Origin of the sequence: Agromyces tropicus (assembly GCF_039531345.1) — a bacterium.
In the GTDB taxonomy this organism is placed as follows: domain Bacteria; phylum Actinomycetota; class Actinomycetes; order Actinomycetales; family Microbacteriaceae; genus Agromyces; species Agromyces tropicus.
Genome location: NZ_BAAAPW010000005.1, coordinates 99,746 through 121,873 on the forward strand (window position 1 = coordinate 99,746; position 22,128 = coordinate 121,873).

At 73.5% G+C, this 22,128-nt stretch carries 19 protein-coding genes; 6 read left to right on the forward strand and 13 right to left on the reverse strand.

The genetic code is table 11. The annotated features are described in order from the left end of the window. The first annotated feature begins 14 nt into the window (after window positions 1–14). From ABD230_RS14775 to ABD230_RS14790, 4 genes are read left to right on the forward strand one after another with little or no spacing between them, the layout of a single operon-like run. Window positions 15–2,576, forward strand: coding sequence for a beta propeller repeat protein (locus ABD230_RS14775; RefSeq protein WP_344376006.1), 2,562 nt, complete (start codon window positions 15–17; stop codon window positions 2,574–2,576). An 18-nt stretch (window positions 2,577–2,594) separates the two neighbouring features. Continuing rightward, window positions 2,595–2,849 carry a hypothetical protein gene (locus tag ABD230_RS14780; RefSeq protein ID WP_344376008.1) on the forward strand — a complete coding sequence of 85 codons (255 nt, stop codon included), beginning with the start codon at window positions 2,595–2,597 and terminating at the stop codon, window positions 2,847–2,849. A gap of 18 nt (window positions 2,850–2,867) precedes the next feature. Then, window positions 2,868–3,119, forward strand: coding sequence for a hypothetical protein (locus tag ABD230_RS14785; protein ID WP_344376010.1), 252 nt, complete (start codon window positions 2,868–2,870; stop codon window positions 3,117–3,119). Further along, window positions 3,119–3,388, forward strand: a complete 270-nt coding sequence (locus ABD230_RS14790; RefSeq protein WP_344376011.1) for a hypothetical protein — start codon at window positions 3,119–3,121, stop codon at window positions 3,386–3,388. Before ABD230_RS14785 ends, ABD230_RS14790 begins: the two co-directional genes overlap by 1 nt. A 22-nt stretch (window positions 3,389–3,410) precedes the next feature. On the opposite strand, the gene ABD230_RS14795 is transcribed toward ABD230_RS14790, so the two are convergent. From ABD230_RS14795 to ABD230_RS14815, 5 genes are all read right to left on the reverse strand, one after another. Next, entirely contained in the window at window positions 3,411–3,884 is a 474-nt protein-coding gene (locus tag ABD230_RS14795) for a hypothetical protein (protein WP_344376014.1), read from the reverse strand. Window positions 3,885–3,909: 25 nt separating this feature from the next. Then, on the reverse strand, window positions 3,910–4,821 hold the full coding sequence (locus ABD230_RS14800; RefSeq protein ID WP_344376016.1) for a hypothetical protein: 912 nt from the start codon (window positions 4,819–4,821) through the stop codon (window positions 3,910–3,912). 98 nt (window positions 4,822–4,919) lie between these two features. Continuing rightward, window positions 4,920–5,813: a DNA-formamidopyrimidine glycosylase family protein gene (locus ABD230_RS14805; RefSeq protein ID WP_344376019.1), complete on the reverse strand. Its 894-nt coding sequence runs from the start codon at window positions 5,811–5,813 to the stop codon at window positions 4,920–4,922. 137 nt (window positions 5,814–5,950) lie between these two features. Beyond that, window positions 5,951–6,586, reverse strand: coding sequence for a VOC family protein (locus tag ABD230_RS14810; protein WP_344376022.1), 636 nt, complete (start codon window positions 6,584–6,586; stop codon window positions 5,951–5,953). A 132-nt stretch (window positions 6,587–6,718) separates the two neighbouring features. Then, the gene (locus ABD230_RS14815) at window positions 6,719–7,450 is read right to left on the reverse strand and encodes a hypothetical protein (RefSeq protein ID WP_344376025.1); all 732 of its coding nucleotides are present in this window, start codon (window positions 7,448–7,450) and stop codon (window positions 6,719–6,721) included. 362 nt (window positions 7,451–7,812) lie between these two features. Here ABD230_RS14815 and ABD230_RS14820 point away from each other — a divergent pair, with 362 nt between their 5' ends. After that, window positions 7,813–8,070 (forward strand): DUF4190 domain-containing protein, encoded by a 258-nt coding sequence (locus ABD230_RS14820; protein ID WP_344376027.1) that lies wholly within the window; start codon window positions 7,813–7,815, stop codon window positions 8,068–8,070. Here ABD230_RS14820 and ABD230_RS14825 read toward each other — a convergent pair. From ABD230_RS14825 to ABD230_RS14845, 5 genes are all read right to left on the reverse strand, one after another. Then, a complete protein-coding gene (locus tag ABD230_RS14825; RefSeq protein WP_344376029.1) occupies window positions 8,067–8,657 on the reverse strand; it encodes a dihydrofolate reductase family protein in 591 nt (196 codons plus the stop codon). The genes ABD230_RS14820 and ABD230_RS14825 overlap by 4 nt on opposite strands. 72 nt (window positions 8,658–8,729) lie before the next feature. Beyond that, a complete protein-coding gene (locus ABD230_RS14830; protein ID WP_344376032.1) occupies window positions 8,730–9,221 on the reverse strand; it encodes a nuclear transport factor 2 family protein in 492 nt (163 codons plus the stop codon). Next, the gene (locus ABD230_RS14835; protein WP_344376035.1) at window positions 9,176–9,649 is read right to left on the reverse strand and encodes a sigma-70 family RNA polymerase sigma factor; all 474 of its coding nucleotides are present in this window, start codon (window positions 9,647–9,649) and stop codon (window positions 9,176–9,178) included. The genes ABD230_RS14830 and ABD230_RS14835 overlap by 46 nt, the downstream gene beginning before the upstream one ends. A 125-nt stretch (window positions 9,650–9,774) precedes the next feature. Then, window positions 9,775–12,141, reverse strand: a complete 2,367-nt coding sequence (locus tag ABD230_RS14840; RefSeq protein ID WP_344376038.1) for an arylsulfatase — start codon at window positions 12,139–12,141, stop codon at window positions 9,775–9,777. 119 nt (window positions 12,142–12,260) lie between these two features. Continuing rightward, a complete protein-coding gene (locus ABD230_RS14845; RefSeq protein ID WP_344376041.1) occupies window positions 12,261–12,866 on the reverse strand; it encodes a dienelactone hydrolase family protein in 606 nt (201 codons plus the stop codon). A 44-nt stretch (window positions 12,867–12,910) separates the two neighbouring features. Between ABD230_RS14845 and ABD230_RS14850 the strand changes: the two genes are divergently transcribed. After that, window positions 12,911–13,555, forward strand: coding sequence for a TetR/AcrR family transcriptional regulator (locus ABD230_RS14850; protein WP_344376043.1), 645 nt, complete (start codon window positions 12,911–12,913; stop codon window positions 13,553–13,555). Between the two features lie 98 nt (window positions 13,556–13,653). On the opposite strand, the gene ABD230_RS14855 is transcribed toward ABD230_RS14850, so the two are convergent. Genes ABD230_RS14855 through ABD230_RS14865 form a run of 3 tightly spaced genes read right to left on the reverse strand, consistent with a single transcriptional unit; the run spans window position 13,654 to window position 22,104 of the window. Next, a complete protein-coding gene (locus ABD230_RS14855) occupies window positions 13,654–16,659 on the reverse strand; it encodes a hypothetical protein (RefSeq protein WP_344376045.1) in 3,006 nt (1,001 codons plus the stop codon). Then, window positions 16,656–21,629 carry a hypothetical protein gene (locus ABD230_RS14860; protein WP_344376047.1) on the reverse strand — a complete coding sequence of 1,658 codons (4,974 nt, stop codon included), beginning with the start codon at window positions 21,627–21,629 and terminating at the stop codon, window positions 16,656–16,658. The genes ABD230_RS14855 and ABD230_RS14860 overlap by 4 nt, the downstream gene beginning before the upstream one ends. 4 nt (window positions 21,630–21,633) lie before the next feature. Further along, on the reverse strand, window positions 21,634–22,104 hold the full coding sequence (locus ABD230_RS14865) for a hypothetical protein (protein WP_344376050.1): 471 nt from the start codon (window positions 22,102–22,104) through the stop codon (window positions 21,634–21,636). Window positions 22,105–22,128: the final 24 nt, after the last annotated feature.

The window sequence follows — 22,128 nt, forward strand, 5'->3', positions numbered from 1 at the left end:
TTGGGGGAAGAGCGATGCGATCAGCGATCGATGAACGGGACTTCGGGGAGACCGCCGACGAGACGACGGAACTCCGTCGGGAGGCGCGCCAGGGGGGTTCGCCACCGCCGGGCCCGCCGGGCGGCAAGGCGTTCGAGCGCCTGCACGCGTTCGAGCAGGAGCGCGGGCTGCTCGAGTTCGACCCCACCGGGGAGTCGGCGCCCGCCGGGGTGACCGAGGCCGTCCGGGAGATGGCGGAGGACCCGATGCAGACGCGGTCGGACCTCACCGCCGAGTGGGCCGAGGAGATCGCGTCGATGGCCGACGCCGGTGAGGGCGCGCCGCGCGGCGGCGCCGTGTGGCATCCGCTCGGCCCGACCGTCATGCGCAACGGGCAGACGTACGGGTCGGGCAGCGGTTCACGCGTCGACGTGTCGGGCCGCGTGGCCGCGATCGCGGTCGACCCGGCCGACTCCGATCACCTGCTCGTCGGCGCCGCCGGCGGCGGCGTGTGGGAGAGCCGCGACCGCGGCGCGCACTGGACGCCGCGCGGCGACCGGCTCCCGACGCTCACGGTGGGCGCCATCGCGTTCGATCCCGAGGAGCCCGGACTGGCGTACCTCGGCAGCGGCGAGGGCGACTTCTACGCCGGCCTCGGCCAGGGCGTGTTCCGCTCGACGAACGGCGGCGCGTCGTGGACGCAACTCGCCGGCAGTCCGTTCATCGGCGCGGGCTTCTACGCGCTCGTGGTCGACCCGTCCGACCATCGCACGCTCTACGCCGCCACGACCATCGGGCTGTACACGTCGTCCGACGCCGGCGCCACGTGGACGCGACGACGCACCGGTCGGACCTGGAGCGTGTCGGTCCACCCGGGCGGCGGCGACCGCGAGGTCCTCGCGACCTCCCCGGGCGGGCTCGTCCGCTCGACGAACCGCGGCGCGAACTGGTCGTCGGTGAACCTGACCGGCGTGCCGAACCCGGCGAACTACGCCCGGCTCGCGGTCAGCCACGCGCCCTCGAACGGTGCCGTGGCGTGGGCGTGGGCCGCGTCGGATCCGCCCATGGCGATCGGCGAGAACACCCAGCCGACGCCGCGGCTGTGGCGTCGCGCCAGCGCGAACGGCGCGTTCACCTCGATCGCGACCGACCCGGGCGTCCGCACGGGCCAGGCCTGGTACGACTGGTACGTCCGCGGCGATCCGACCTCGGACCGGTCGGTGTACGTCGGCGAGATCAACGCGTGGCGCGTCGAGCGCGACGGCCGCACCTGGCAGTGGACGAACCTGTCGAGCAAGGTGAACGGCAGCAGCATCCACCCGGACCAGCACTGCCTCACCGCGGACCCGCGCGACGGCCAGGTCGTCTACGCCGGATGCGACGGCGGCATCTACCGCTCGCCCGACCGCGGGACGACGTGGGCGGACCTGAACGACGGGCTCGCGATCACCGAGATCGAGTACCTCGCGCAGGACGTCGGTTCGGCGCGGTGGCTGCTCGGCGGCACGCAGGACAACGGCAGCATCCGCTGGCGCGCGAACCCGGTCTGGGACCACGTCGCCGACGGTGACGGCGGCGACTGCGGGGCGAGCACGACGGACGCGGACCGCGTCTACCACTCGTTCTTCCGCATGGGGCTCGAGCGGTCGACCGACAAGGGCGACACGTGGACGTGGGTTCCGACCGCGAACCGCGACCCGTCCGTGTACGGCCAGCTGTTCTACCCGCCGCTCGAGGCGAACGGGTCGACCGTCGCCCAGGCGGGCGAGAGCGTGATCGTGTCGCGCGACGGCGGCATGTCGTTCTCGTCGGTGGCGCTGCCGGGTCGTCCGGTGGCGTCGGCGATGGACATGCCGACGCCCGACCTGATCCTCGTCGGGACGACGAACGGCCGGGTGTTCCGGATCACGTGGTCGGGCTCGTCGTGGTCCGCGCCGGCGGAGCTGACCTCGCCCAGACCCGGCGCGTGGATCAGCGACCTGTGGGCGGAGCGGGGCGACCCGAGCCGGATCTGGGCGACGTCGTCGCAGCTCGGCGGCGGTCGGGCGTTCCGATCGCAGGACGGCGGGTCGACCTGGACGGACCGCTCGGCGGGGCTGCCGGCCCTGCCGGTCAACGCGGTCACCGTCCACTCCGGCAATCGCAACCGGGTCTGGGTCGCCGCCGACCGCGGCGTCTTCCAGTCCCTCGACGCGGGCGCCACCTGGTCGCCCATGTCGGCCGGACTCCCGAACTGCATCATCGCCGACCTCCTCTACCACCCGGACGCGCACGTGCTCCGTGCGGGCACCCGCAACCGGGGCGTCTGGGAGATCGAGGCCGACGGGCTCAGCGCCCCGATCTGCGGCGTGCAGTTCCGCGGTCGGCTCGAGGCCGGCAGGTCCGGTCGATGGTTCACGTTCCGCTGGCCGGCCACCTGGCACGTGCTGTGGACCGTCATGCCCACCACCGTGATCAACGGGGCACCCGAGATCTCGTTCGACGTCCAGATCGAGCGGGCCGACGCCCGGTACGTCACGTACTGGATCTCCGTGAAGAACCTGACGGGGCGACCCGTCGAATTCGAGGGCCGCTACGCGATCCTCAGCTATCGATGACCGAGGGAGATGTTCGCCGTGTTCACCGGAACGCAGTTCACCGGGACGCTCGCGCCCGGGCAGACCAAGCGCTGGTTCACCTTCAACTGGCCGGCCGACCGTCACATCGTCTGGTACGTGGTGCCGACGACGCCGAAGAACGGTGCGCCCGAGCTGGATTGGGACACCGAGGTGGAGCGCGCCTCGTCGACGCACTGCACCTACTGGATCACCGTCAAGAACCTGACGAGCGTCACCGTGACGTTCGAGGGTCGCTACGCGGTCCTCAACTGAGCGGGAGGAGGAGCAGCAATGCGTATCACGATCGAGATCGACGACGGCACGGCGCGCACGAGCGTCACCGTGCCCGACCTCGCCGGAGCGCCCGCCGGTGACACGACCGGCGCGATGTCGGCCGCGACGACGGCAGATGCGGACCGCGCGATCGACGCCGGGCCGGCGCCCGCCCTGACCGGATCCGGTGGGGATGCGGACGTCGCGCCCACCGCGTCCGGGGACGGCGATGCCGAGTCCGCCGGCGCTGCACCCGAGGAGCTGGGCTGATGCGCAGGGTGCGGCCGGTGTTCTGGTGGGAGGTGGTCGGCGCCGTCCTCGCAACGGCGCTGCTCGTGCTCACCATCGTCATGCCCACGTGGATCGAGGCGGTCTTCGGCGTCGACCCGGATGCCGGGAGCGGGCAGTTGGAGCGCTGGATCGTCGTGGGACTCGGCGTGCTCGTGCTGGTGTCGCTGGCGTTCGCTGGCAGGGAGTGGTGGCGCGCACCCCGGCGTGCGGTGCCGGGCGCGACCGCGCCCGAGACCCGGGCGCCCTGAGCGCGATCCGGATCGAGGAGGGTCAGCGACCGAGCAGGTCGTTGACCCACCCCGGTCCGGCCACCCGCGCGTCCCGGGGAAGCCGGGCACGCAGCCCGCGGTCGGCGGTGACGACGAGGAGCCGCTCGCCGGCCGAGGCGAGCCCGGCCGCGACGTCCACGATCGCGGCGTCGCCATCCGCCGGCGCGCGCACGACCTCGATGCCGGCGGGCTCAGCCGCGGCCTTCGCCTGACCCTCCAGCACGGCGACGACGCGCGCGATCGTCAGCGCGCCGTCGGCCGGCTCGTCGGCATGCCCGCCGGCGGACCCGTCGGTGCGCCCGTCGGCCGCCTCGCGGGCCGGCCCGACGACCGTGCGGCCGACGAGCCGCGGCATCCGCTCGAGCAGTCGGGTCGCGGCACCCGCCCGGTCGCGCCACCAGCCGTCGGGGCGCGACCCCATGACGTTGGCGACGTCGACGACCACGACGACCGGCGGAGCGGATGCCTCGGACATGCGGCGATCCTGCCATGCCCGGTGGTCACCCGCACACGAGGATGTTCCCGCCCGACTCCCAGTCCCACGTCTCCGGATCCCAATCGTCCGGGACGTGGCAGGTGATGCCCGAGTAGTGGTACGTGATCTCCGGCTCGGCCGCGGCCTCCGCCTCGGCCGCCGCCCGACGCGCCGCCTCCTCGGCCGCGGCGCGTTCCTCCGCATCGACGGCCTCCCGCTGCGAACGCTCCAGGGCCCCGGCGGCCGCGAGCCACCGGTCGACCTCCGCGGCGGCATCCGCCCGCTCGAGGTCGATGTCGAGGGCCGCGCCGCGGGCGGCGCGGAGCTCCGCGACGACGGCGGCCTCCGCCTTCGGGTTGGCCGAGATCAGGGTGGCCGTGGTGGCGTCGAGGGCCGCCATCGCGCGGTCCACCGTGCGCGTCGCCGACCGGCAGACCGCGTCTCGTTCCAGTGCGTGGAGCCGAGCGTCGAGCTCACGGGCACCTGCCTCGGCCCGGACGGGCTCGAGTTCGACGACCGCTCGGGCCAGCTCATCGCGCGAGCCGTCCACGTCCTCGGCGAGCATCAGCACCGTCGCACCGGCCGTCTCCCGCGCGCCGGACGTCGCGGCGAGGATCGCCGACGTTCCGGCACGCACGATCGAGTCGTCGAACCGGTCCACGGCCGCGACGACCGGACGCAACGTCGCCGCGCCCCGATCGATGCAGGCCTGGGCGCTATCGGCGAGCGCCGTGGCGGCGAGCGCACGCCGATCGGCCGCGTCGATCTCCGAGGCGATGCGCATCGCCTCGCCGCGAAGCTCGACGCGGGCACGGGCATCGAGATCGGCGGCGCGGGCTCCGACGGCGGCACCGGCGAACACGATCGCCGCCACGAGCGCGACCGCGAGTCCTGCGGGTCGCTCCAACCGCCGACGGAGCAGTCCGCCTCGTCGCATGCGTCGCCTCTCCCGTCGTTGCACAGCCCGGCCAGCGTATCCGGCCCGAGCGGCCGTTCCGGTCACGAAGCGGACACGATGCTCCGCTCGCGCGCCTCTCACTCCCCCTTGAGCGGCAGCACCTCGCCGCCGGTCTGGCAGGTCGGGCAGTACTGCGCCGTCGTGCTCGCGAACGAGAAGTCGAGGATGGTGTCGCCGCAGCGCGGGCAGTCCTCGCCCGCGCGGCCGTGCACGCGCATCGCGGCGACCTTCGCCGCCTTGAGCTCGTGGATCGGGACGCCGCGGCGCGCGTCGATCGCCGACCGGATCACGCCGACCGTCGCGTCATGCAGACGGCCGACCTCGTCGTCGTCGAGCGTCGCCCCGTGCACGACGGGCGAGAGCTTCGCGACGTGGAGGATCTCGTCGGAGTACGCGTTGCCGATGCCGGCGATCGACTCCTGCTCCTGCAGGATCGCCTTGAGCTGCTTGCGACGGTCCTTCACGACCGCCTCGAAGTCGCCGCGGCCGAACCCCGGGTCGGCGGGGTCGCTCGCGAGCTTCGCGATGGCGGGCACCTCGGCGGCGTCGTCGACGACCCAGCAGCCGAGGGACACCCAGCCGCCGGCGTCGGTCAGCTCGAGCGCCGGTCCGTCGTCGAACTCGAGCGCGACGAGCGCGGGCGGGGGCGGCTCGGCGGCGCCGCCGTCGGCACTCGTCGCGTCGGCGGCATCCGTCGCGCCCGCGGCATCCGTCGGCTCCTCGACGCGCCAGCGCGCCCAGCCGTGTCGCCCGAGCGAGACCACCAGGTGCTCGGAGCCGTCGAGGTCGAGGTCGAGCAGCTTGCCGTGACGCGTGACGCCGACCACCCGCTCGCCGACGAGCGTCGTCAGCGGGCGCGCGCGGGTCTTCGTGACGCGGAACTCGAGCACGTCGACATCCGCGATCATGCGCCCGGCGAGGCGCGAATCGAGCTCCTCGGCGAGGGCCTGGACCTCCGGCGATTCCGGCATGCCGCCAGCCTCGCACAGACGCACGACGGCGTCACCCGTCCGTCCGGTGTCGACGCCGGTTCCCCCACCGGACGGCTCGAGTGGACGGCTGCTGCGGGTGCGCGACGCACCGCACCCGCAACGACCGTCCGGACGACTCAGGCGCCGGCCGGCGCCCAGGCGAAGCCGTCGGGGTCGGTGAGCGCACCGCCGTCGCCGTGGATCACGAGCCGGCGCGAGCCCGTGCCGTCGGCCGGAACGCCCGCGTCCTTGGCGAGCGCGCGCCGCTTGTACAGCCCGAACCCGATCGAGCCGTCGGGCATCGCGAAGTCGACGTAGCTGCCGAAGCTCTTGCCGACGGTGAGGCCCCGATCGGCGTAGAAGCGCTTGCTGGCGGTCACGTCCTCGGCGCCGACCAGGAGCACGAGCCGCTCGATCGCGCGCGTCGCGGGCCCGGAGTCCTTCTTGGCCGAGGTCGCGACCTTCCAGATCGAGCCGTCGGGCGCCTGCAGCGATCCGCCCACGCCCCAGAGGGACTTCTGGACGGGCTTCAGCACGCTCGCGCCGGCGGCGACGGCGTCGTCGAAGAGGGCGCGCACGTCGGCCGGCTGGGCGACGATGAGCGACAGCGTGTAGCCGCGGAAGCCGCTCGTCGCGGCATCCGTCGCCCGCACGCGCACGCGGCCCTCGAGGCCGAAGGCGTCGCGCACGAAGCGCTCGGCGGCCGCGGGATCGGACGACTCGAGGGTGATGGCGTCGAGGGAGCGGATGGTGGTGGTGTCGGTGGTGTCCATGCCGTCGACGCTACGGACGCGCGGCCGCCGGCACTTCTCGATTCCTGCTCGATCACCGCGCACCTTGCCGCCGCGCCACGGCAGGCATGCGGACGGGCCGACGACGGATGCCGCCGGCCCGTCCGTGTCAGGTCAGTGCGTGTTCGCCCAGCTCGTCAGCGTCGAGAGGCTGATGCCCGAACGGGAGTCCTTCTTGCTCAGGCGCAGGGCCTTCGCGATCTGGGTCGCCGAGCAGCCGCCGGTGTCGACGACGGTGAGGCCGGACGACTTGCCCGTGCCGTCGACGAACGTGCCGCCCGAGTTGGCGTAGTACTTGCCGGCCGTCGGGCGCGAGATGTTGTCGGGCAGCGTCGTCGACGGGCACGCGTCGGCGCTGTCGGCGACGCGATCGCGATCGGCGTCGGACGTGGTGGTGCCGCCGCCGGAGCCGCCGGAGCCCGTGCACGTGAACGACCACGTCAGGTCGCTGGGGATCGTGCCGGAGGTGTCGAGCGACCAGCCGAGGCCGTAGGTCGTGGAGTACGGAGCGGTGAACGTCATCCCGGTGGTCGCGGGGGCCTCGTTGAAGAAGATCGAGGTCCCGGCCGAGCCGCTCAGGATGATCAGGTCGCCGGAGCGCGCCGGCGACACGGAGATGCCGATCTTGTCGCCCGCGGCGAGGGTGATCGTCTTGCTCACGGTCTTGGCCGTGACCTTCAGCCCGTCGAGGGAGCTGCAGCCGGACGAGACGGCCGTCGTCGTCGTTCCGCCACCTCGGACGGGCTTGGCGGCGGAGGCGGGTGCGGCCACCGCCGTCAGGGCCAGCGCGATGCCGGCGGTCGCCGCCAGCGCGGACATGGTCAGGGTACGTGCTCGTGCTCGCATGGATCGCTCCTCTGGGTGCTCGGATCGCGATGTCTCCATCGACATCGTGCCCGTCATGCGGGCGCGATACATGCCCTTGCATACCAGACCCGTCTGGGATACGCCACCGAACAGGCGTCTCCGACCAGACGTCAGGGCCGGTCAGGGGCGATTTCCGCCATGCCGCATCGGGCACGTCTCCGCCCGCCGATCGGACGCGATCCGGCGGGTGCCTGCCTCCACGGGCGCCGCATTCCGTCCGATCGGCGCACGCCGTCGCGAGGTCGCGCCGCGCACCTGCCGCGGGCGTACCGCACGGTGCTGCCGCACGTCGGGCCCTTCGGCCCGTGCCGCGCCGCCGCGACTCGCGCTAGCCTCCGGCCATGAGTGCACCCGCCACCCCGCAGACCGACCGCTGGAACGTCTTCGCGATCATCGGATTCGTGACCGTCTGGTTCACCGTCATCCTCGGCCTCATCTTCGGCCACATCGCCCTGTCGCAGATCAAGAAGACGGGCGAGAAGGGCCGGGGGCTCGCCCTCGCCGCCGTGATCATCGGCTGGATCGCGGTCGCGCTCGGCGCGCTGACCGCGATGTTCATCCTGATCTTCGGCGGCCTCGCGATCTCCGCCAACTCCTAGGCGCGTCCGAGCGCTCCGGCCGCGGACCCGGCGTCCGCGGCCAGCACGGTGAGCGTCGCCGGTCCGGCGGCGTCGACCCAGACGAGACGCAGCGCAGCGGATGCCTCGAAGAGCCGCGTCGCGTGCGCGTCGCCGATCACCGTGGGGAAGGTCAGTAGCCGGTACTCGCCGATCCGGCCGGAATCCTGCAGCGCGCGCACGATGCTCGTGCTCCCGATCACGACGACGTCGCGTTCGGCGGCGAGCCGGTCGACGCCGTCGAGGAGGTCGCCCTTCAGGAGCTCGGAATTCGCCCACGCGCCGAGGTCGGGCGCGCCGCGCGACGCGACGACCTTGCGCGCGCCGTTCATGGCGTCGGGGAAGGGGCCCGTGCGTGCCGGCCACAGTCGCGAGAAGTGCTCCCACGTGCGGCGGCCGAAGCACAGCACGCCGGTGTCGAGCGTCGACCCGAGCCGGAACGTGTCGCCCGCGATCGCCTCGGGGCCGAAGCGGAACGCCCAGCCGCCGTAGTCGGCGCCCCACCGACCGTCGGGATCGTCGACGACCCCGTCGAGCGTGACGAACTGGATGACGATGACGGTGCCCATGGCGACTCCTCGCAAGCGGTGGACCGGCAGGGCGCCAGCCTCACCCGTACGTACCGACCGGCGACGCCGGATTCATCGCGGATCGGCGACGAGTCCGAAGAGCTCGAACACCTCGGCGGATTGGAACACGGTCGTCCGGGCGACCCGGCCCTGCGTGACGGTGAGCAGCTGCACGGTGTGCAGCCGGCCGTCGACGTAGGCCGCGAAGCCCGCCTCGCCGTTCGCCCAGAGCGGCTCGGTGCGCCATCCGGTGCCGCGGAGGCGGTACACGCGGCGCATGAAGCCGGCGTAGTCGTCGCGCCCGGCGTACCAGTTGGCCATCGGCGGCATCTCGAGCACGACGTCGTCCGCGAGCATCGCGGTGATGGCCGCGACATCCGCCGACTCGAACGCGCGCACGTACCGGTCGACGACCGCGCGCTGCTCGGCGGGCGGCTCCGCCGCACCTTCGGGGTCGACGCCGGCCTCGGCGATCCGGGCCCGCGCGCGCTGGAGGGCGCTGTTGACGGCGGCGGTCGTCATGTCGAGCGCGGCCGCGACCTCGGCCGCGGGCACGTCGAGCACCTCGCGCAGGATGAGCGCCGCGCGCTGCCGCGCGGGCAGCAGCTGGAGCGCGGCGACGAGGGGAGCCGAAGGCGGCTGCGCTCGACCGCCGCGGCCTCGGGGTCGGCGGGCAGCGGCGTCAGCCACGGCACGTCGAGCGCGGGCGTGAGCGGGGCGTCGGGATCGTCGAACGCCGGACCGACGCTCGACGGCAGCGGCCGCGACGCGCGGGACTCGAGGGCGTTCAGGCACGCGTTCGTGGCGATGCGGTACAGCCAGGTGCGCAGCGACGCACGCGACGGGTCGTACCGGTCGTACGCGCGCCACGCGCGAAGCAGCGTCTCCTGCAGCACGTCCTCCGCGTCGTGCGCCGAGCCGAGCATGCGGTAGCAGTGCACGAGCAGCTCGCGCCGGTGCGGCTCGACGGATGCCTCGAATCCTGCGCGCACGGCGCCATCCTGTCACCCGGCACCCACATCCGCGCCGGTCGGACGGAATTCGGCGGCACCAGGCCCAGCCGGCCGCCGAAACGCGTCCAACGGAGGCCGCCGTGCCGCGCGCCGGCGCGACCTGCCTACTGCCGCGCGAGCGCGGCCCGCAGCTCCGCCTCGTGGTCGACGATGTGCTCGCCCGACACGTCGAACATCACCCGGTGGATCGTGCCGGTGAACGGGAACGGCGCGGGGTAGGCATCCGTCAGCGGCGCCCCGGCGTCGAGCCCGACCGAGACGCCCGAGGCGAGCCCGAGCATGATCGGGATCGTGACCGGCAGGTCGCCGCCGCCGATCTCGTGCCCGTCGACGAACAACGTGATGCCGGCCGGCGTGCCCTTGCCCTCGCGGATGCTCGGCTGGCCCGTCGGCGCGAACTCCATGCTGAGCACGTGCCGCCCCGTCGGCACGTCGGCGTCGCTCGTGACGTGGAAGTACTCGGCGGCCACGTAGTTGTACGTGTAGACCAGCCGGCCGTCCTTGAGGTACAGGCTGTAGCCGCCGTCGACGCCGCCCTGGCTGACGATCACGCCCTCGGCGCCGCCGTCCGGGATCTCGACGAGCGCGTTGATCGTGTGCGGGCGGTTCACGAGCCGCGGTGCGGCGCTGCCCGCCACCTCGGACGTGTGCGGGAAGTAGACGTAGCGTGAGCGGTCCTTCGCGATCACCGGGCGCTGCTCGGCGAAGCGCTGCTGCCCCCGGCCGTCGACCGGCAGCACGTGGTACTTGCCGGCCTCGACGTACCAGAGCGAGATGAGCTCGACGAGCTTGTCGGGGTACTGCGCGGCGAGGTCGTGGTTCTCGGCGAAGTCCTCGGCGACGTGGTACAGCTCCCACGCGTCGGCGTCGAGCTCGCGGAGGATGTCGGCCGTGATCGGGTCGCCGAACGCGCGCCCGGACTCGGCGAACGAGGTTCCGGGCCAGGGGCACACGGCGCGCCATCCGTCGTGGTAGATCGAGCGGTGCCCGATCATCTCGAAGTACTGCGTCGTGTGCAGCGAGGCAGCGGATGCATCGGTGAGCGCCTCCTTGAAGCTGACGCCCTCGATCGGCGACTGGGTCACGCCGCGGATCGAGGTGGGCGGTTCGATCCCGAGCAGGTCGAGCACCGTCGGCACCATGTCGATGGCGTGGGCGTACTGGGTGCGGATCTCGCCGCGCGCGGGGATGCGGTTCGTCCACTGCACCATGAACGGATCGCTGATGCCGCCGCGGTACGTCTCGCGCTTCCACCGCCGGAACGGGGTGTTGCCCGCCCAGGTCCAGCCCCACGGGTAGTGGTTGAAGTACTTCGGCCCGCCGAGGTCGTCGATCGCGGCGAGGTTCTGCTCGAGCGAGTCGGGCACGAAGTTGAAGAACTTGTTCTCGTTGATCGACCCGGCCGGGCCGCCCTCCGAGCTCGCGCCGTTGTCGGAGATGAGCATGATGAGCGTGTCGTCGAGCACGCCGAGCTCGTCGAGGAACGCGAGCAGCCGCCCGATCTGGTGGTCGGTGTGCTCGAGGAAGCCCGCGAAGACCTCCATCATGCGCGAGTACAGTCGGCGCTCGTCGGCCGAGAGCGAGTCCCACTCCTGCACGTCGGGGTCGTGCCGCGACAGTTCGGCGTCGGCGGGCACGAGGCCGAGCTCCCTCTGCTTCGCGAAGACGCGCTCGCGGTAGACGTCCCATCCGTCGTCGAACATGCCGGCGTAGCGGTCGGTCCACTCCTTCGGCGCGTGGTGCGGCGCGTGCATGGCGCCGGTCGCGAAGTAGGTGAAGAACGGCTTGGTCGGGGCGACCTGCTTCGCGTCGGCGATGAACGTGATCGCGCGGTCGACGAGGTCCTCCGTGAGGTGATAGCCCTCCTCGGGCGTCTTCGGCGGCTCGACCCGGTGGTTGTCGTGCACGAGCTCCGGATAGTACTGGTGCGTGTCGCCGCCGAGGAACCCGTAGTACCGCTCGAACCCGCGGCCGAGCGGCCACCGATCGTAGGGCCCCGCCGCGGTCGCCTGGTCGGTCGGCGTGAGGTGCCACTTCCCGAGCGCGAAGGTGTTGTACCCCTGGCCCTTCAGGATCTCGGCGAGGAACCCGTTCTCGAACGGCACGTTGCCGTCGTACCCGGGGAAGCCGGTGGAGGTCTCGGTGATGGCCGCCATGTGGTTGGAGTGGTGGTTGCGACCCGTGAGGATGCAGGTGCGCGAGGGCGAGCAGAGCGCGGTCGTGTGCATGTTGGCGAAGCGCACGCCGCCGGCCGCGATGCGGTCGATGTTCGGGGTGCGGATCGGGCTGCCGTAGCAGCCGAGCTGCCCGTAGCCCATGTCGTCGATGACGATGAACAGCACGTTGGGCGCGCCGTCGTGCGCCCGCAGTGGCTCCGGCCACGCCGGCGACGACTCGTCGAACGTCCGTCCGATCACGCCGGGGAACGTCGTTCCCGGTCGGTACTCGCGCAGCTGCGGTTCCTCGGACATGGTCTCCCCCAGACTGGGCCGTGCCGCGACGGTGCGGCCCTCCGGGTCGGAACGTAACAAGGGGCCGGCGGCGCGCGCGGGCCTTCCGTCCCCCGCGGCGCCGCTGACGCCGGCTCCGCTCAGGCGGCCGGCACGCCGGCCTCGCGCTGCCGCTCGTCGAACCGCGCGAGCCCCTCGAGCCACGCGACGACGGATGCCTCGAGGCGCGCCGCGAGTGCAGCGTCGAAGTCGGCGTTCGTCGGGTCGGCGAACAGGTGCGCCGCTCCGGGGTAGAGCTCGAGCGCGCCGCTCGCCTCGCCGACGATCCCGCGCGCGACGTCGAGGTCGACCCACGGATCGTGCTCGGTGGTGTGGACGGCGAGCGCCACTCCAGACGGCCAGGGCGTCTCGAAGACCGCAGCCGGGAGGCATCCCGACATGAGCAGGGCGCCGCGGGCGCCCGGGCGGGTCTGCGCGAGCAGCTGCGCCGGGCCCGTGCCCAGTGAGAAGCCGGCGTAGACGAGCTCGTTCGGCAGCGACTGCGCCACGGCGACGGCGCGGTTCGCGAGCTCGGGGATGCCGATCTCGTCGCGGTAGGCGACGCCCTCGTCGAGCGTGGCGAAGACGTGGCCGTCGTAGTAGTCGGGCGTGTGCACGACGTGGCCGGCCGAGCGGAGCGTCTCGGCGAACGCGAGGACGCCGTCGGTGAGGCCCTGGCCGTGGTGGAAGAGGAGGATCTCGTTCATATTGGACAGTGTACAACTCAATTGGTCGGCGTACAATAGCCGGCATGGCACGAACCGCCGGACAACGGGCCGGCCTCACCCGGCAGCAGGTCACGGATGCCGCGATGGCGCTCCTGCGCGAGGACGGCCTCGACGCCGTCTCGATGCGCCGCGTCGCCGACCGACTCGGCGTCGCCCCGAACAGCATCTACGCGCACGTCGCCGACAAGGCGGCGCTCGTCGACGAGCTCATCGACGCGATGCTCGCCGGCGTGCCCACCCCGATCGACGGCGGATGGCGCGAGCGCATCGAGCGCGTGATGCGCGACAGCCGCCGCGAGCTCCTCGCCCACCCCGACCTCGTGCCGTTCGCGCTCGTGCGCCAGTCGGTCGGGCCGAACGCCCTGCGCCTCGGCGAGATCACGCTGACCGCCCTCCGCGAGGCCGGGGTCGACGGCGCGGCCGCCGTCACCGGACTCCAGGTGCTGCTCGTGCACACCATCGGGTCGGCGGCCTTCGAGACGGGCCGCACGCAGGACCCGGACCCCTCGGCCCGCCATCGCCGTGGTCGGGAGCGCGCTGCCGCGTTCGGCGGGGTGACCGCCGAGCTCAGCGAGCCGATCTCCCGGTGGAGCGGCGACGACGTCTTCGAGCGCGGGCTCGCCTGGCTGCTCGACGGGCTCGTCTCCGGACGCACTGCGCGCCCCTGATCTCCCGCTCCCATGTCGGGGGCTGGTCGGACGCGGGCAGGTTCGACGCGATCGCCCGCGTCAGGTCTCCCCCGGACCCCGGCGGCGTGCGCCGCGGTTCATGGGGTCACACGGTGGAGCGCGCCCCGCCGGTCGAACGGGTCGACCAGCAGCACCGCGCCCCGATCGCCGACGAATGGACCCGCCTCGAACTCGGCGTGGTCGGCGTCGACGGGCGTCGTGGACTCCAGCACGAGCGTGTCGGCCCCGCGGTAGAGCTCCACCGTGAACGACGGATGGTCCGGCCGCGCCGGCGGAAGGTCGCTGACCGCGATCCGCCAGCTGCCGTCGGGCTCGACCGTCGCCTCGACGCGCGGCATCTTCCCGGGCACGTCCACCCACCCCGGCGCGGAGACCGGCCCCCACGGGGCACGCACCGTCGTGGCGGTCGCTCCGGGCCCCGCCGCCACGAGGTCGCCGGGCGCGACGACGGCGCCCGGGGTGACGAGCGGCTCGGCCGGGTACCGCACCGCGGCGGCCAGGCCGACGCGCGTCCATGCGGGTCCGGGCAGCGCGATCCGCCCGACGTGTTCGCCCGCCTCCGTCCGGTCGAGCGCGAGGGTCGCGACCTCCGGCCAGTACGCCGGCGGAGCATCGTCGACGACCTGCACGAGCCGCGCCTCCGGCGGGCCGCCCCCGAAGCGCTCGGTCGACGTCTCGGGCAGGCGCACCTCGACGTTCACGCGGCCGTTCGCCGCGACCGTCGCGTGCACGATCGGGATGCCCGGCACGTCGCTCGTCGGGACCACCACGAACGCGGGCTGCGTCGCGGCGAAGGGCGTCGACGCGGTCTCCTTCCGGACATGGGCGGCGTCCTCGGTGATGGCGACGGGCAGGGCGCGTACGAGGATGAGGTCGTTCGAGCCGGCCGGGAACCGCAGCGTGGCGGTCGCGCGACCGTCCTGCGCACGCACCGGCTCGGGCAGGGCGGCGGAGTATGCGCTCGCCGGGCCGCCGCCCGCCTGGCGCAGGTCGGCCGCACGCTCGTGCCTGGGCGTGGCGCGGAACGCCGGACCCGCGATGCCGAGCGCGGCGCGCACCGCCGTCTCGTTCGCGAAGAGGAAGCGGACCGCGCCGTCGCGCGGCACGCCACCGACCGTCAGCGTGATCGACACCTCCGGGTCGGCGGTCGGCCTGGAGGTCGGCATCAGCCGGGGTGCGATCCGCGGCGCCGGCAGCGGTCGCGGGTCGGTGACGGCGATCGCGTACCGGGTCGGTTCGGACGTCGTCGTGCCGGCGACGACGACGGCCTCGAACCGCATGGTCGCCGATTCACCGGGGCTCGTCTCGGGCGCCGCGAGGTCGCGCGACACCCGCAGGCCGGTGAACCGCTCGGCCGCCGTCGGCACGATCGGCGGCTGCGCCACCGCGTCGACCGACCACTCGATCCGGTCGACCGGCAGCGATCCGGGCGCGCCCGACGGCGCGAACGAGAGGTCCACGCGGACGGTCGCGGTGGAGGTCTTCCCGGGCGGGATCGCCGCGAGGGCGGTGGCCCATGCCTCGATCACGGGCTCCGGTGGGCGCGGCCGGGGCGGCGGTGATCCGGTCAGCTCGGCCGCGTCGCTCCAGCGGCCGGTCCAGTCGCCGACGCGCAGCCGCCAGGTGACGTCCGGCGGGTCGCCGGCCCCACCGCGCACGGGCACCGACGCGATCACGGTCGCCGACCCGCCGCCGCTCGGCCACGCCGCCGTCATCGGTGCGGCCACGGCGTCGTCCACCGTCGGATGCAGCGTCATCCGGTCGCCCGGGGCCACCTGCTCGAGCGAGACGGGACCGACGGGCGCCACTCCGCCCAGGGCGATGGACTGGCGCCATCCGACCCCGCCCGTCTCGGGATCGGCGTACCAGTCGGGCGGGTCCGCCGGCGCGGGCATCGGAGCCGCCGGTCGTGCGGCGCGGCTCTCGGTGGAGAACACGATCGGCACGTTGAGCAGCGCGACCTGGAGGGCCGTGCGGGAGCCGTTGCCCGGCAGGTCGACGATCGAGCGGATCAGGTTGTTCCATCCGTCGGCGAGCGCCGCGTCGTACAACTCCCCCGCGCTCCCGCCGAAGTCGGGCAGGATCCCCGCCGTACCGAGGAACAGTCCCGGCACCTGTGCGACGAGCAGCTCGAGTCCGTCGGGCCCGTCGCCGATCATCCCGCCGTCGATCGTGCCGGATCGCGCGAGCCAGCGACTGATGCCGGGATCGAGCGCCGCGACGCCCAGCGACTCGGCAGCGCGGTGGCGGGCGCGGACCGGAGGACTGCCGGCGCCGGCGCCGTCGACCACGATCGCGTCGTCGACGCCGCGTGCGGCGGCCTCCGCCGCGTGCAGCAGCCACGCCTCGACCGACGCATCGGCCCCGGCGAGCGTCGTCACCCGGTCGAGCTCGCGTTCCTCGCGGTACGCGGGGTCGGGCGAGACGAGCGCGTACGGCACCTCGACCGAGGGTGCGCCCTCGAGGACCCTCCGCTCCCACTTCAGGTGTCCCGCCTGCGGTTGGGCGTACACACGGAGGAGCGGATGGTCCGGCGGCAACTCGCCCGACTCCGCGAGGAACCGGTCGGGCAGCGCGTCGACCGAGAGCTGCTCCGTTTCGACCCCCGCGTCCCCGGGGAGGTACCAGACGGTGACCTCGTCGACGTGTCCCTCACCGGTGACGAGCACGGTGACCAGCGGCGCGGCGCCGACGCGGTAGGGCGGCTCGTCGACAGCGGCGAGCTCGACCGCCGCGCGGTTCCGTGCCATCGTCGGCGCTGTCACGGCGACACGCAGTCGCCCGCCACCGTGGACTTCGATCCAGAAGGGCACCATGCCGGACCACCGCAGCGGGAACAGCGCGAGCGGGCGACCCGGCGCCACCTCGGCGGGAAGCTCCCGCGAACTCGTCACGGCGCTCGATCCGGTGACCGGTGACGGCTCGATCCGGCAGCGGTGCAACGCGACCGGGCCGCCCGGCATCAGGAACCCACGTCCGAGGCTGACCCGCCACTGCGCCCCGTCCGGGACGCGGTCATCGCCGACGACGTTCGCGGCCTGTCCGATCGCGTCGGCCGGCACGGCGAAGTCCGAGATCCTCATGCGCGCACCGCCTCGGCCATGAGCGCCGACGTGAAGCGCGGCGCCGGCGGCACCGTGAGGCGTGACGTGATCGCCGTGCCCGGCTCGGTCGCGTCGACCGCGATCACGGACGGTCCGGCGGGGACGACCGGGTCCGCCGTGAGCCAGAGCGCGCGGGTGCCGGTCCGGTTGAACCGGCGGATGGGGAGCTCAGTGCCGCCGACCCGGGCGCCCTGCAGCGCCATCCGTCGCCCGCCGTCGCGGATGAGGGGTTCGGCCGACTCGAGGAGGAGGCCCCGGACCGCCCAGCCCTCGTCGAGCCGACACCACAGGACGGTGGATCGCGACGCGATGCCGGCACCACCGGGGTCGACGCCGAGCCCGTCGAGCGCGTCCTCGAATGCGGCGTCGCCCGTGAGCACCGTCGGCCCGCCCGGCGGTCCTCCCGGCGCGGGGAGGTCTCCGGTCGAGTGCGCCGCGGCGACTGCTGCCGCCTGGGACACCGTGACGAACCCGAACGACCGCATGAGCTCCTCCGGTCCCGTGAACGACGAGGTCGAGAAGGTGACGCCCGCGAGCTCGGGGTCGCCGCTGCGCACCGGCTCGACGCCGTTCGCGAATGCCACCGAGAGTTCGTAGGACGCATTCCGCTCGAGCCCACCCGGCCACCTGAGGGTGATGCCGGGCGGCGGCACCGTGCAGCCGAGCCCGTGCGCCGCCTCGGCGACGAGCATGCCGAGCGATCCGGCGATCTTCGCGCCGTGTGCGAGCATCGTCGGCCCCGGCGGGTCATCCGCCGCTCGGGGGCGGTCGGTCCTGCGGAGCACCAGCACGGGGCGCCGACCGTAGACGTCGGCCAGCTGCGCGACGTGCACGGCGAAGAACCGGGCTTCGGGGACATCCGTCGTGAAGACGTGCGACGCTCCGTCGGCGACGCTGTACCGGTCGAAGTAGCGCTGGACGGAACTCAGGTCGAAGGTCTTCCGCCCGAGGGCGACCGCGACCGCACTCACCGGCGAGCGCAGGTCCTTCCACGGGGCGTCGGCGGCGTGGTCGGCGACCGGCCGCGGCGGTGCGGTCCGGAAGAACCAGTGAACGGTGCGCGCGACGTCGGGCGGCACGAACGCGACGGCCTCGCCGTCGTGCAGCCGCTCCCAGCGGAGGGTGACGCGGATCCGGTAGTTGCTTCCGGCCTTCAGCATCGTCCGCGTGTTCCACGGCGCGTCCGCGTCCTGGCGGTCCCGGTCGACGATGCCGCGGGTGGACGACCGCGCCGTCGTCGCCAGGTCGGCCACCGTCACCGCGATGGCGTGCAGGCCCAGCACGTCCGCCGCGACCTGCCAGGGCGGCGTCCACGTCAGCGTGGAGCTGCCGAAGGGCAGGTCGAATCGGACGACGAACCGGTCGCCGTCGTCGCCGAACCGGTCGATCACCTCCGGCGGTACCGGCTGGATTCCGCCGTCGACGCGGGCGTCGGCCGGGTGGGCCCCCTCGACGAGATCGGATGACGGGGCGCGGGCGAGAAGGTAGAGCGCCCCGTCGGCGACGGGTTCGTCGAACGTGACCGTGAGGGTCTGGAGCAGTTCGGGCTGGTCGGGATGCCACGGCGCGGTCTCGGCGGGCGCTCCGGTGGCGAGCGCTCCTGCCATCGCCGCATCCTCCACCTCGAGCGCGCGGTCGAACCGGTAGGGCCCGGATGGTGCCATGAGCGCGGGGATCTCCCCGAACTCGCCGAGGAGCTCGATCCGCCAGTCCGTGGTGAACCCGATCGGACGGGAGAACTGCGCGAGCGACAGCGGGGCGAACTCGCCGTAGCCGCCGGGCACGTGCCATCCGCCGGATCCGTCGGGCACGGCGTCGATGCCGAAGCTCCACGCGCGGGCGAGGACCGGGTCCCACCCGCAGAGGCCCGCCACGCCGCGCATCGGATGGCGGTCGAGCCCGGTGTACCGCGGGCTCTGGTGGATGAGCGAGACGCCGCGGCTGGTCGTGAGCAGCGCCAGCTGGCGGAGGCCGGAGGTCACGGCGACGTCCTCCGGCGCCGCCTGCCAGGCGGAGTTGCCGAGCGGGACGGATGCCGCGACCGCGCCGTCGTCGCCGATCCGCTCGAGGGCGAGGTCGGCGAGGACCCATCGGAAGCGGTAGGTGCCGGAGCCGGTGATCCCGCCGTTCTGGGTTCCGCCGGGAAGCGGCACCCCGGGCGCCTCGACCACCGGTGCGATCGGGAAGCTCAGCAGCGGGATGGCATCGGGCCACACGGTCGGGACGGCCTTCCAGTCCGGCGGCGCGGGGTTCGTGCTCGCCACGGGCGGCTCGGCCGTCGCGACGCCCTCGACGTGGATGCGTCCGATGCCGTCGGCGAGCGCGGACGTCGGGAACGGCCAGTCGTCGTCGGCGGGCACGGGCGCGTCGGCGGGGTCGCTGTCGAGCGTGCCGATCTCGATGCAGCCGCGGAGGGTCGTGAGCCACAGGTCGATCGAGACGCAGATGCTGAACGCGACGTCCACTCGCGTGTCCGGGCCGATCTGGATCGTGATCGTCGTATCGACCCCGACGCTGAACGGCCCGATGCCGGCGCCGCCGCGGAGCTTCGCCGTGACCCAGAGCATGAACGGCCGCGTGCCGATCCCGGCCACGAACTCGGCGCTCACCTCGGCCCAGAGCACGGGCCGCACGCCGTAGGTCTTCGTGAATCCGGCCCCGACTGCGACCGCGAACCCGCCGAGGTCGGTGCCGGTGCCCGCGACGTTCGGGATGCCGCCGCCGTCGATCATGACGAAGCCGTGGCCCTCCACCTGGAGCGGATCGAGGCCGGGGAACACGGTGGCCGAGAGCGGCGCCGGGGTGCGGCCTCCGACCTGGTCGCTGCCGGCGTGCAGGAACCAGGCGGACGAACCGAAGGGGAATCGCCCGACGACGGGCACCCGGATCGACAGCACGTGCGGGATGTCGTAGCGGCCGAGCACGCCGACGACGACCTCGCTCCCCGACACTGCGAGGCCGCCGAAGAGCTGCAGTCCGGCATCGACGCCGTCGGCGTGCTCGCGCAGCCGGGGCAGGTCGGAGGCCTTCTGGCGCGCGTGCAGGAACCGGGCGTCGAGCGCGATGCGCAGCGCCGCATCGGGCAGCTGGATGCCGAACGAGCCCAGCGCGTTGAAGGCGAAGCCGGCGTCGGGCCCGGTTCCGACGACGACGCCGGCGCCGAGGGTGAGCTCGCCCTCGCGTGTGACGAGGGCGTCCCAGGGCTGCCACTTCCGCAGGGCGAGGAGCGGGTCCGCGGGATCGAGCGCCGGCATGGCCGAGTTGCTGCCGAACGTCGCGGCGACCGTGTAGAGCGAGAGTCCGGTGGGCCCGAGCGGAATGGGCACGGGCAGGTCGACGCCGAGGGCGAACTCGTACCGGGTGACCCCGCCCTCGGTGGCGGTGCGGAAGACCAGGAAGCCGCTCGCACCGAGCGGGATCAGCTCCGCCCAGAGCACGACCTCGATTCCGTCGACGAGCGAGACGGCCCCGCCGGCGCTGACGAGCCCGGGCACCTCGATGGAGGCCTCCAGCCCGCGCATGCCGTACCGCACCGTCCCGCCGTCCCAGGTCGCCCGCACGGTCGCGCCGCGGACTCGGACCGGACCGAGGTCGTAGGTGAAACGCAGGTCGACCTCGAACCACGTCGACCCGCTGCCCGATCGGGTGCCGATGATCTCGAACAGGTTCTGCGCCGTCTCGACGCGCCATCCGCCGGGATCGAGGATCTCGGCCCGTGCGTCGGCGAAGTCGAGGCGGACGGCCTCGGCGCCCGTCCGCGAGGGGTCGATCGTGGCCCGCACCTCGCGCCAGCGCACCCGCATCGGCCGCGCGGCATCCATGCTGATCTTCAGGAAGGTCGAGACCGCCCACGGCGCGATCGAGACCGAGCCCGACACGTCGAGGCGGAGCGACAGCCTGCCGTCCGCCGTCGCCGCCTCGATGTCGGCGGAGTGCACGGTGTAGCCGCCCGCGGTGGTGACCGCCTGCGCGAACGCCGCCCCGGCCAGCAGGGCGGCGACGGATGCCGCGGCGCCGCCGGTCTCGGCGAGGACCCCGGGCGCGAGCGCGACCACCGCGCCCGGCACCTTGGCCGACGGCGCGTGCGGGACGTGCACGATGCCCTCCGGGGCGTCGGAGTCCACGCCGACGGCGAGCCGCAAGGCCGCGGGAGCTTCGACCGGGCGCGACGCCTGGACGCGGAGCCGGATCCTCGGGTCGCCGGTCGGCAGCGGTCCGAGCGGCCCGTCGGGCAGGGTCAGGGCGAGCGACACCGAGACGGGAACGAGGTCGCGCAGGTCGGCATCCGGCCCGGTTCGCCAGGCGAGAGCGCCGTCGACAGTGGGGTCCGGGTCGCGCAACCGGACCGGTACCTCGGCCTCGATCGCGCCGCCGTCGAACGCGAGGTCGGCCGGTACGACGAGGCCGCCGAGCAGCGGCAGTGCGTCGGGCAGGACGACCTCGAGGGCGTTGCGCGCGGAGAGCCGCAGCGGCGACGGGACACTCAGGCCGATCCCCGAGGGCAAGAGCAGGTGGGGGCTGCTCGGCGCGAGGCCGAGGGCAGGCGCCGCGATCGTCGCCATCTTGTGCGGGCGGCCCTCGATCACGACGTCGCCGGTGAGCGCGGCCGTGAGCGGTCCGGCCGGGCTCAGTCGTGCGCGCCGCCGGACTCCGGTGCCGACGTCGGTGCGGGTCGCCGCCTGGACGTCGGGGAAGGGGAGCGAGGTCGTCCCGGCGAACGTCAGGGTCATCCGGAAGCCGGCGCCCGCGCGCGCCAGCGTCCAGCTGATCGCCGCGCCGGCGGGCAGCTGTGCGCCGAGCGCGCCCGGGACGATGGCCACGGTCGCGAGCGTCGCACGTCGATCGGGCGTTCCGGCATCCTCCAGCGCCTCGAGCAGTGCGCGGGCGTCATCGCCGATGACGATGCCGTCCGCCCATCCGCTGCCCGAAACCTTCTCGAGCAGGTTCATCGGATCACGGCGTCTCGAAGAAGCTGAAGACGAACTTCACGCGCCGGTTCAGCCGTCGCTCGGCCTCCCCGTTCGGCGGATCGTGGGCGAGGATCGCGGCGCCCGTCGGAACCACGAACCAGGTCACGACGCCGGAGGAGTTCCACCAGTCCGGGCGCGGGGTCATCAGGTTACCGAGGACCTCCTGCTGCAGCCACTGCCAGGCGGAGGAGGCGCGATCGTACGACGCGCTCGACTCCTTCGCCCGTCGCTGGTCGCAGCTGACGCCCTGCGTGTCGACGCGGTCGGAGAACCCGACCACGGTCATGGCGGCGAACTGTCCGAACGCGCCGTTCGCCTCGACCGTCGTCGCGAGTCGCTGCACGGCGTCGTCGAGCTGATCGCGGACCGTTCCCGGACCTGTGGGGTGCCGACCGCGCACCGTGGCGAAGTCGACTTCACCTGCGAGATACCCCGCGAATTCGAGCGAGATCACGTTCATGGCGCCTCCCCCGTCGAG

Bases quoted from the DNA above. Each gene is read 5' to 3' on its own strand.
- ABD230_RS14810 (WP_344376022.1), bottom strand. From the start codon at position 6,586: ATGGACACCACCGACACCACCACCATCCGCTCCCTCGACGCCATCACC.
- ABD230_RS14860 (WP_344376047.1), bottom strand. From the start codon at position 21,629: ATGAACCTGCTCGAGAAGGTTTCGGGCAGCGGATGGGCGGACGGCATC.
- ABD230_RS14820 (WP_344376027.1), top strand. From the start codon at position 7,813: ATGAGTGCACCCGCCACCCCGCAGACCGACCGCTGGAACGTCTTCGCG.
- ABD230_RS14805 (WP_344376019.1), bottom strand. From the start codon at position 5,813: ATGCCGGAATCGCCGGAGGTCCAGGCCCTCGCCGAGGAGCTCGATTCG.
- ABD230_RS14845 (WP_344376041.1), bottom strand. From the start codon at position 12,866: ATGAACGAGATCCTCCTCTTCCACCACGGCCAGGGCCTCACCGACGGC.
- ABD230_RS14775 (WP_344376006.1), top strand. From the start codon at position 15: ATGCGATCAGCGATCGATGAACGGGACTTCGGGGAGACCGCCGACGAG.
- ABD230_RS14790 (WP_344376011.1), top strand. From the start codon at position 3,119: ATGCGCAGGGTGCGGCCGGTGTTCTGGTGGGAGGTGGTCGGCGCCGTC.
- ABD230_RS14795 (WP_344376014.1), bottom strand. From the start codon at position 3,884: ATGTCCGAGGCATCCGCTCCGCCGGTCGTCGTGGTCGTCGACGTCGCC.
- ABD230_RS14855 (WP_344376045.1), bottom strand. From the start codon at position 16,659: ATGAGGATCTCGGACTTCGCCGTGCCGGCCGACGCGATCGGACAGGCC.
- ABD230_RS14840 (WP_344376038.1), bottom strand. From the start codon at position 12,141: ATGTCCGAGGAACCGCAGCTGCGCGAGTACCGACCGGGAACGACGTTC.
- ABD230_RS14800 (WP_344376016.1), bottom strand. From the start codon at position 4,821: ATGCGACGAGGCGGACTGCTCCGTCGGCGGTTGGAGCGACCCGCAGGA.
- ABD230_RS14785 (WP_344376010.1), top strand. From the start codon at position 2,868: ATGCGTATCACGATCGAGATCGACGACGGCACGGCGCGCACGAGCGTC.
- ABD230_RS14825 (WP_344376029.1), bottom strand. From the start codon at position 8,657: ATGGGCACCGTCATCGTCATCCAGTTCGTCACGCTCGACGGGGTCGTC.
- ABD230_RS14815 (WP_344376025.1), bottom strand. From the start codon at position 7,450: ATGCGAGCACGAGCACGTACCCTGACCATGTCCGCGCTGGCGGCGACC.
- ABD230_RS14850 (WP_344376043.1), top strand. From the start codon at position 12,911: ATGGCACGAACCGCCGGACAACGGGCCGGCCTCACCCGGCAGCAGGTC.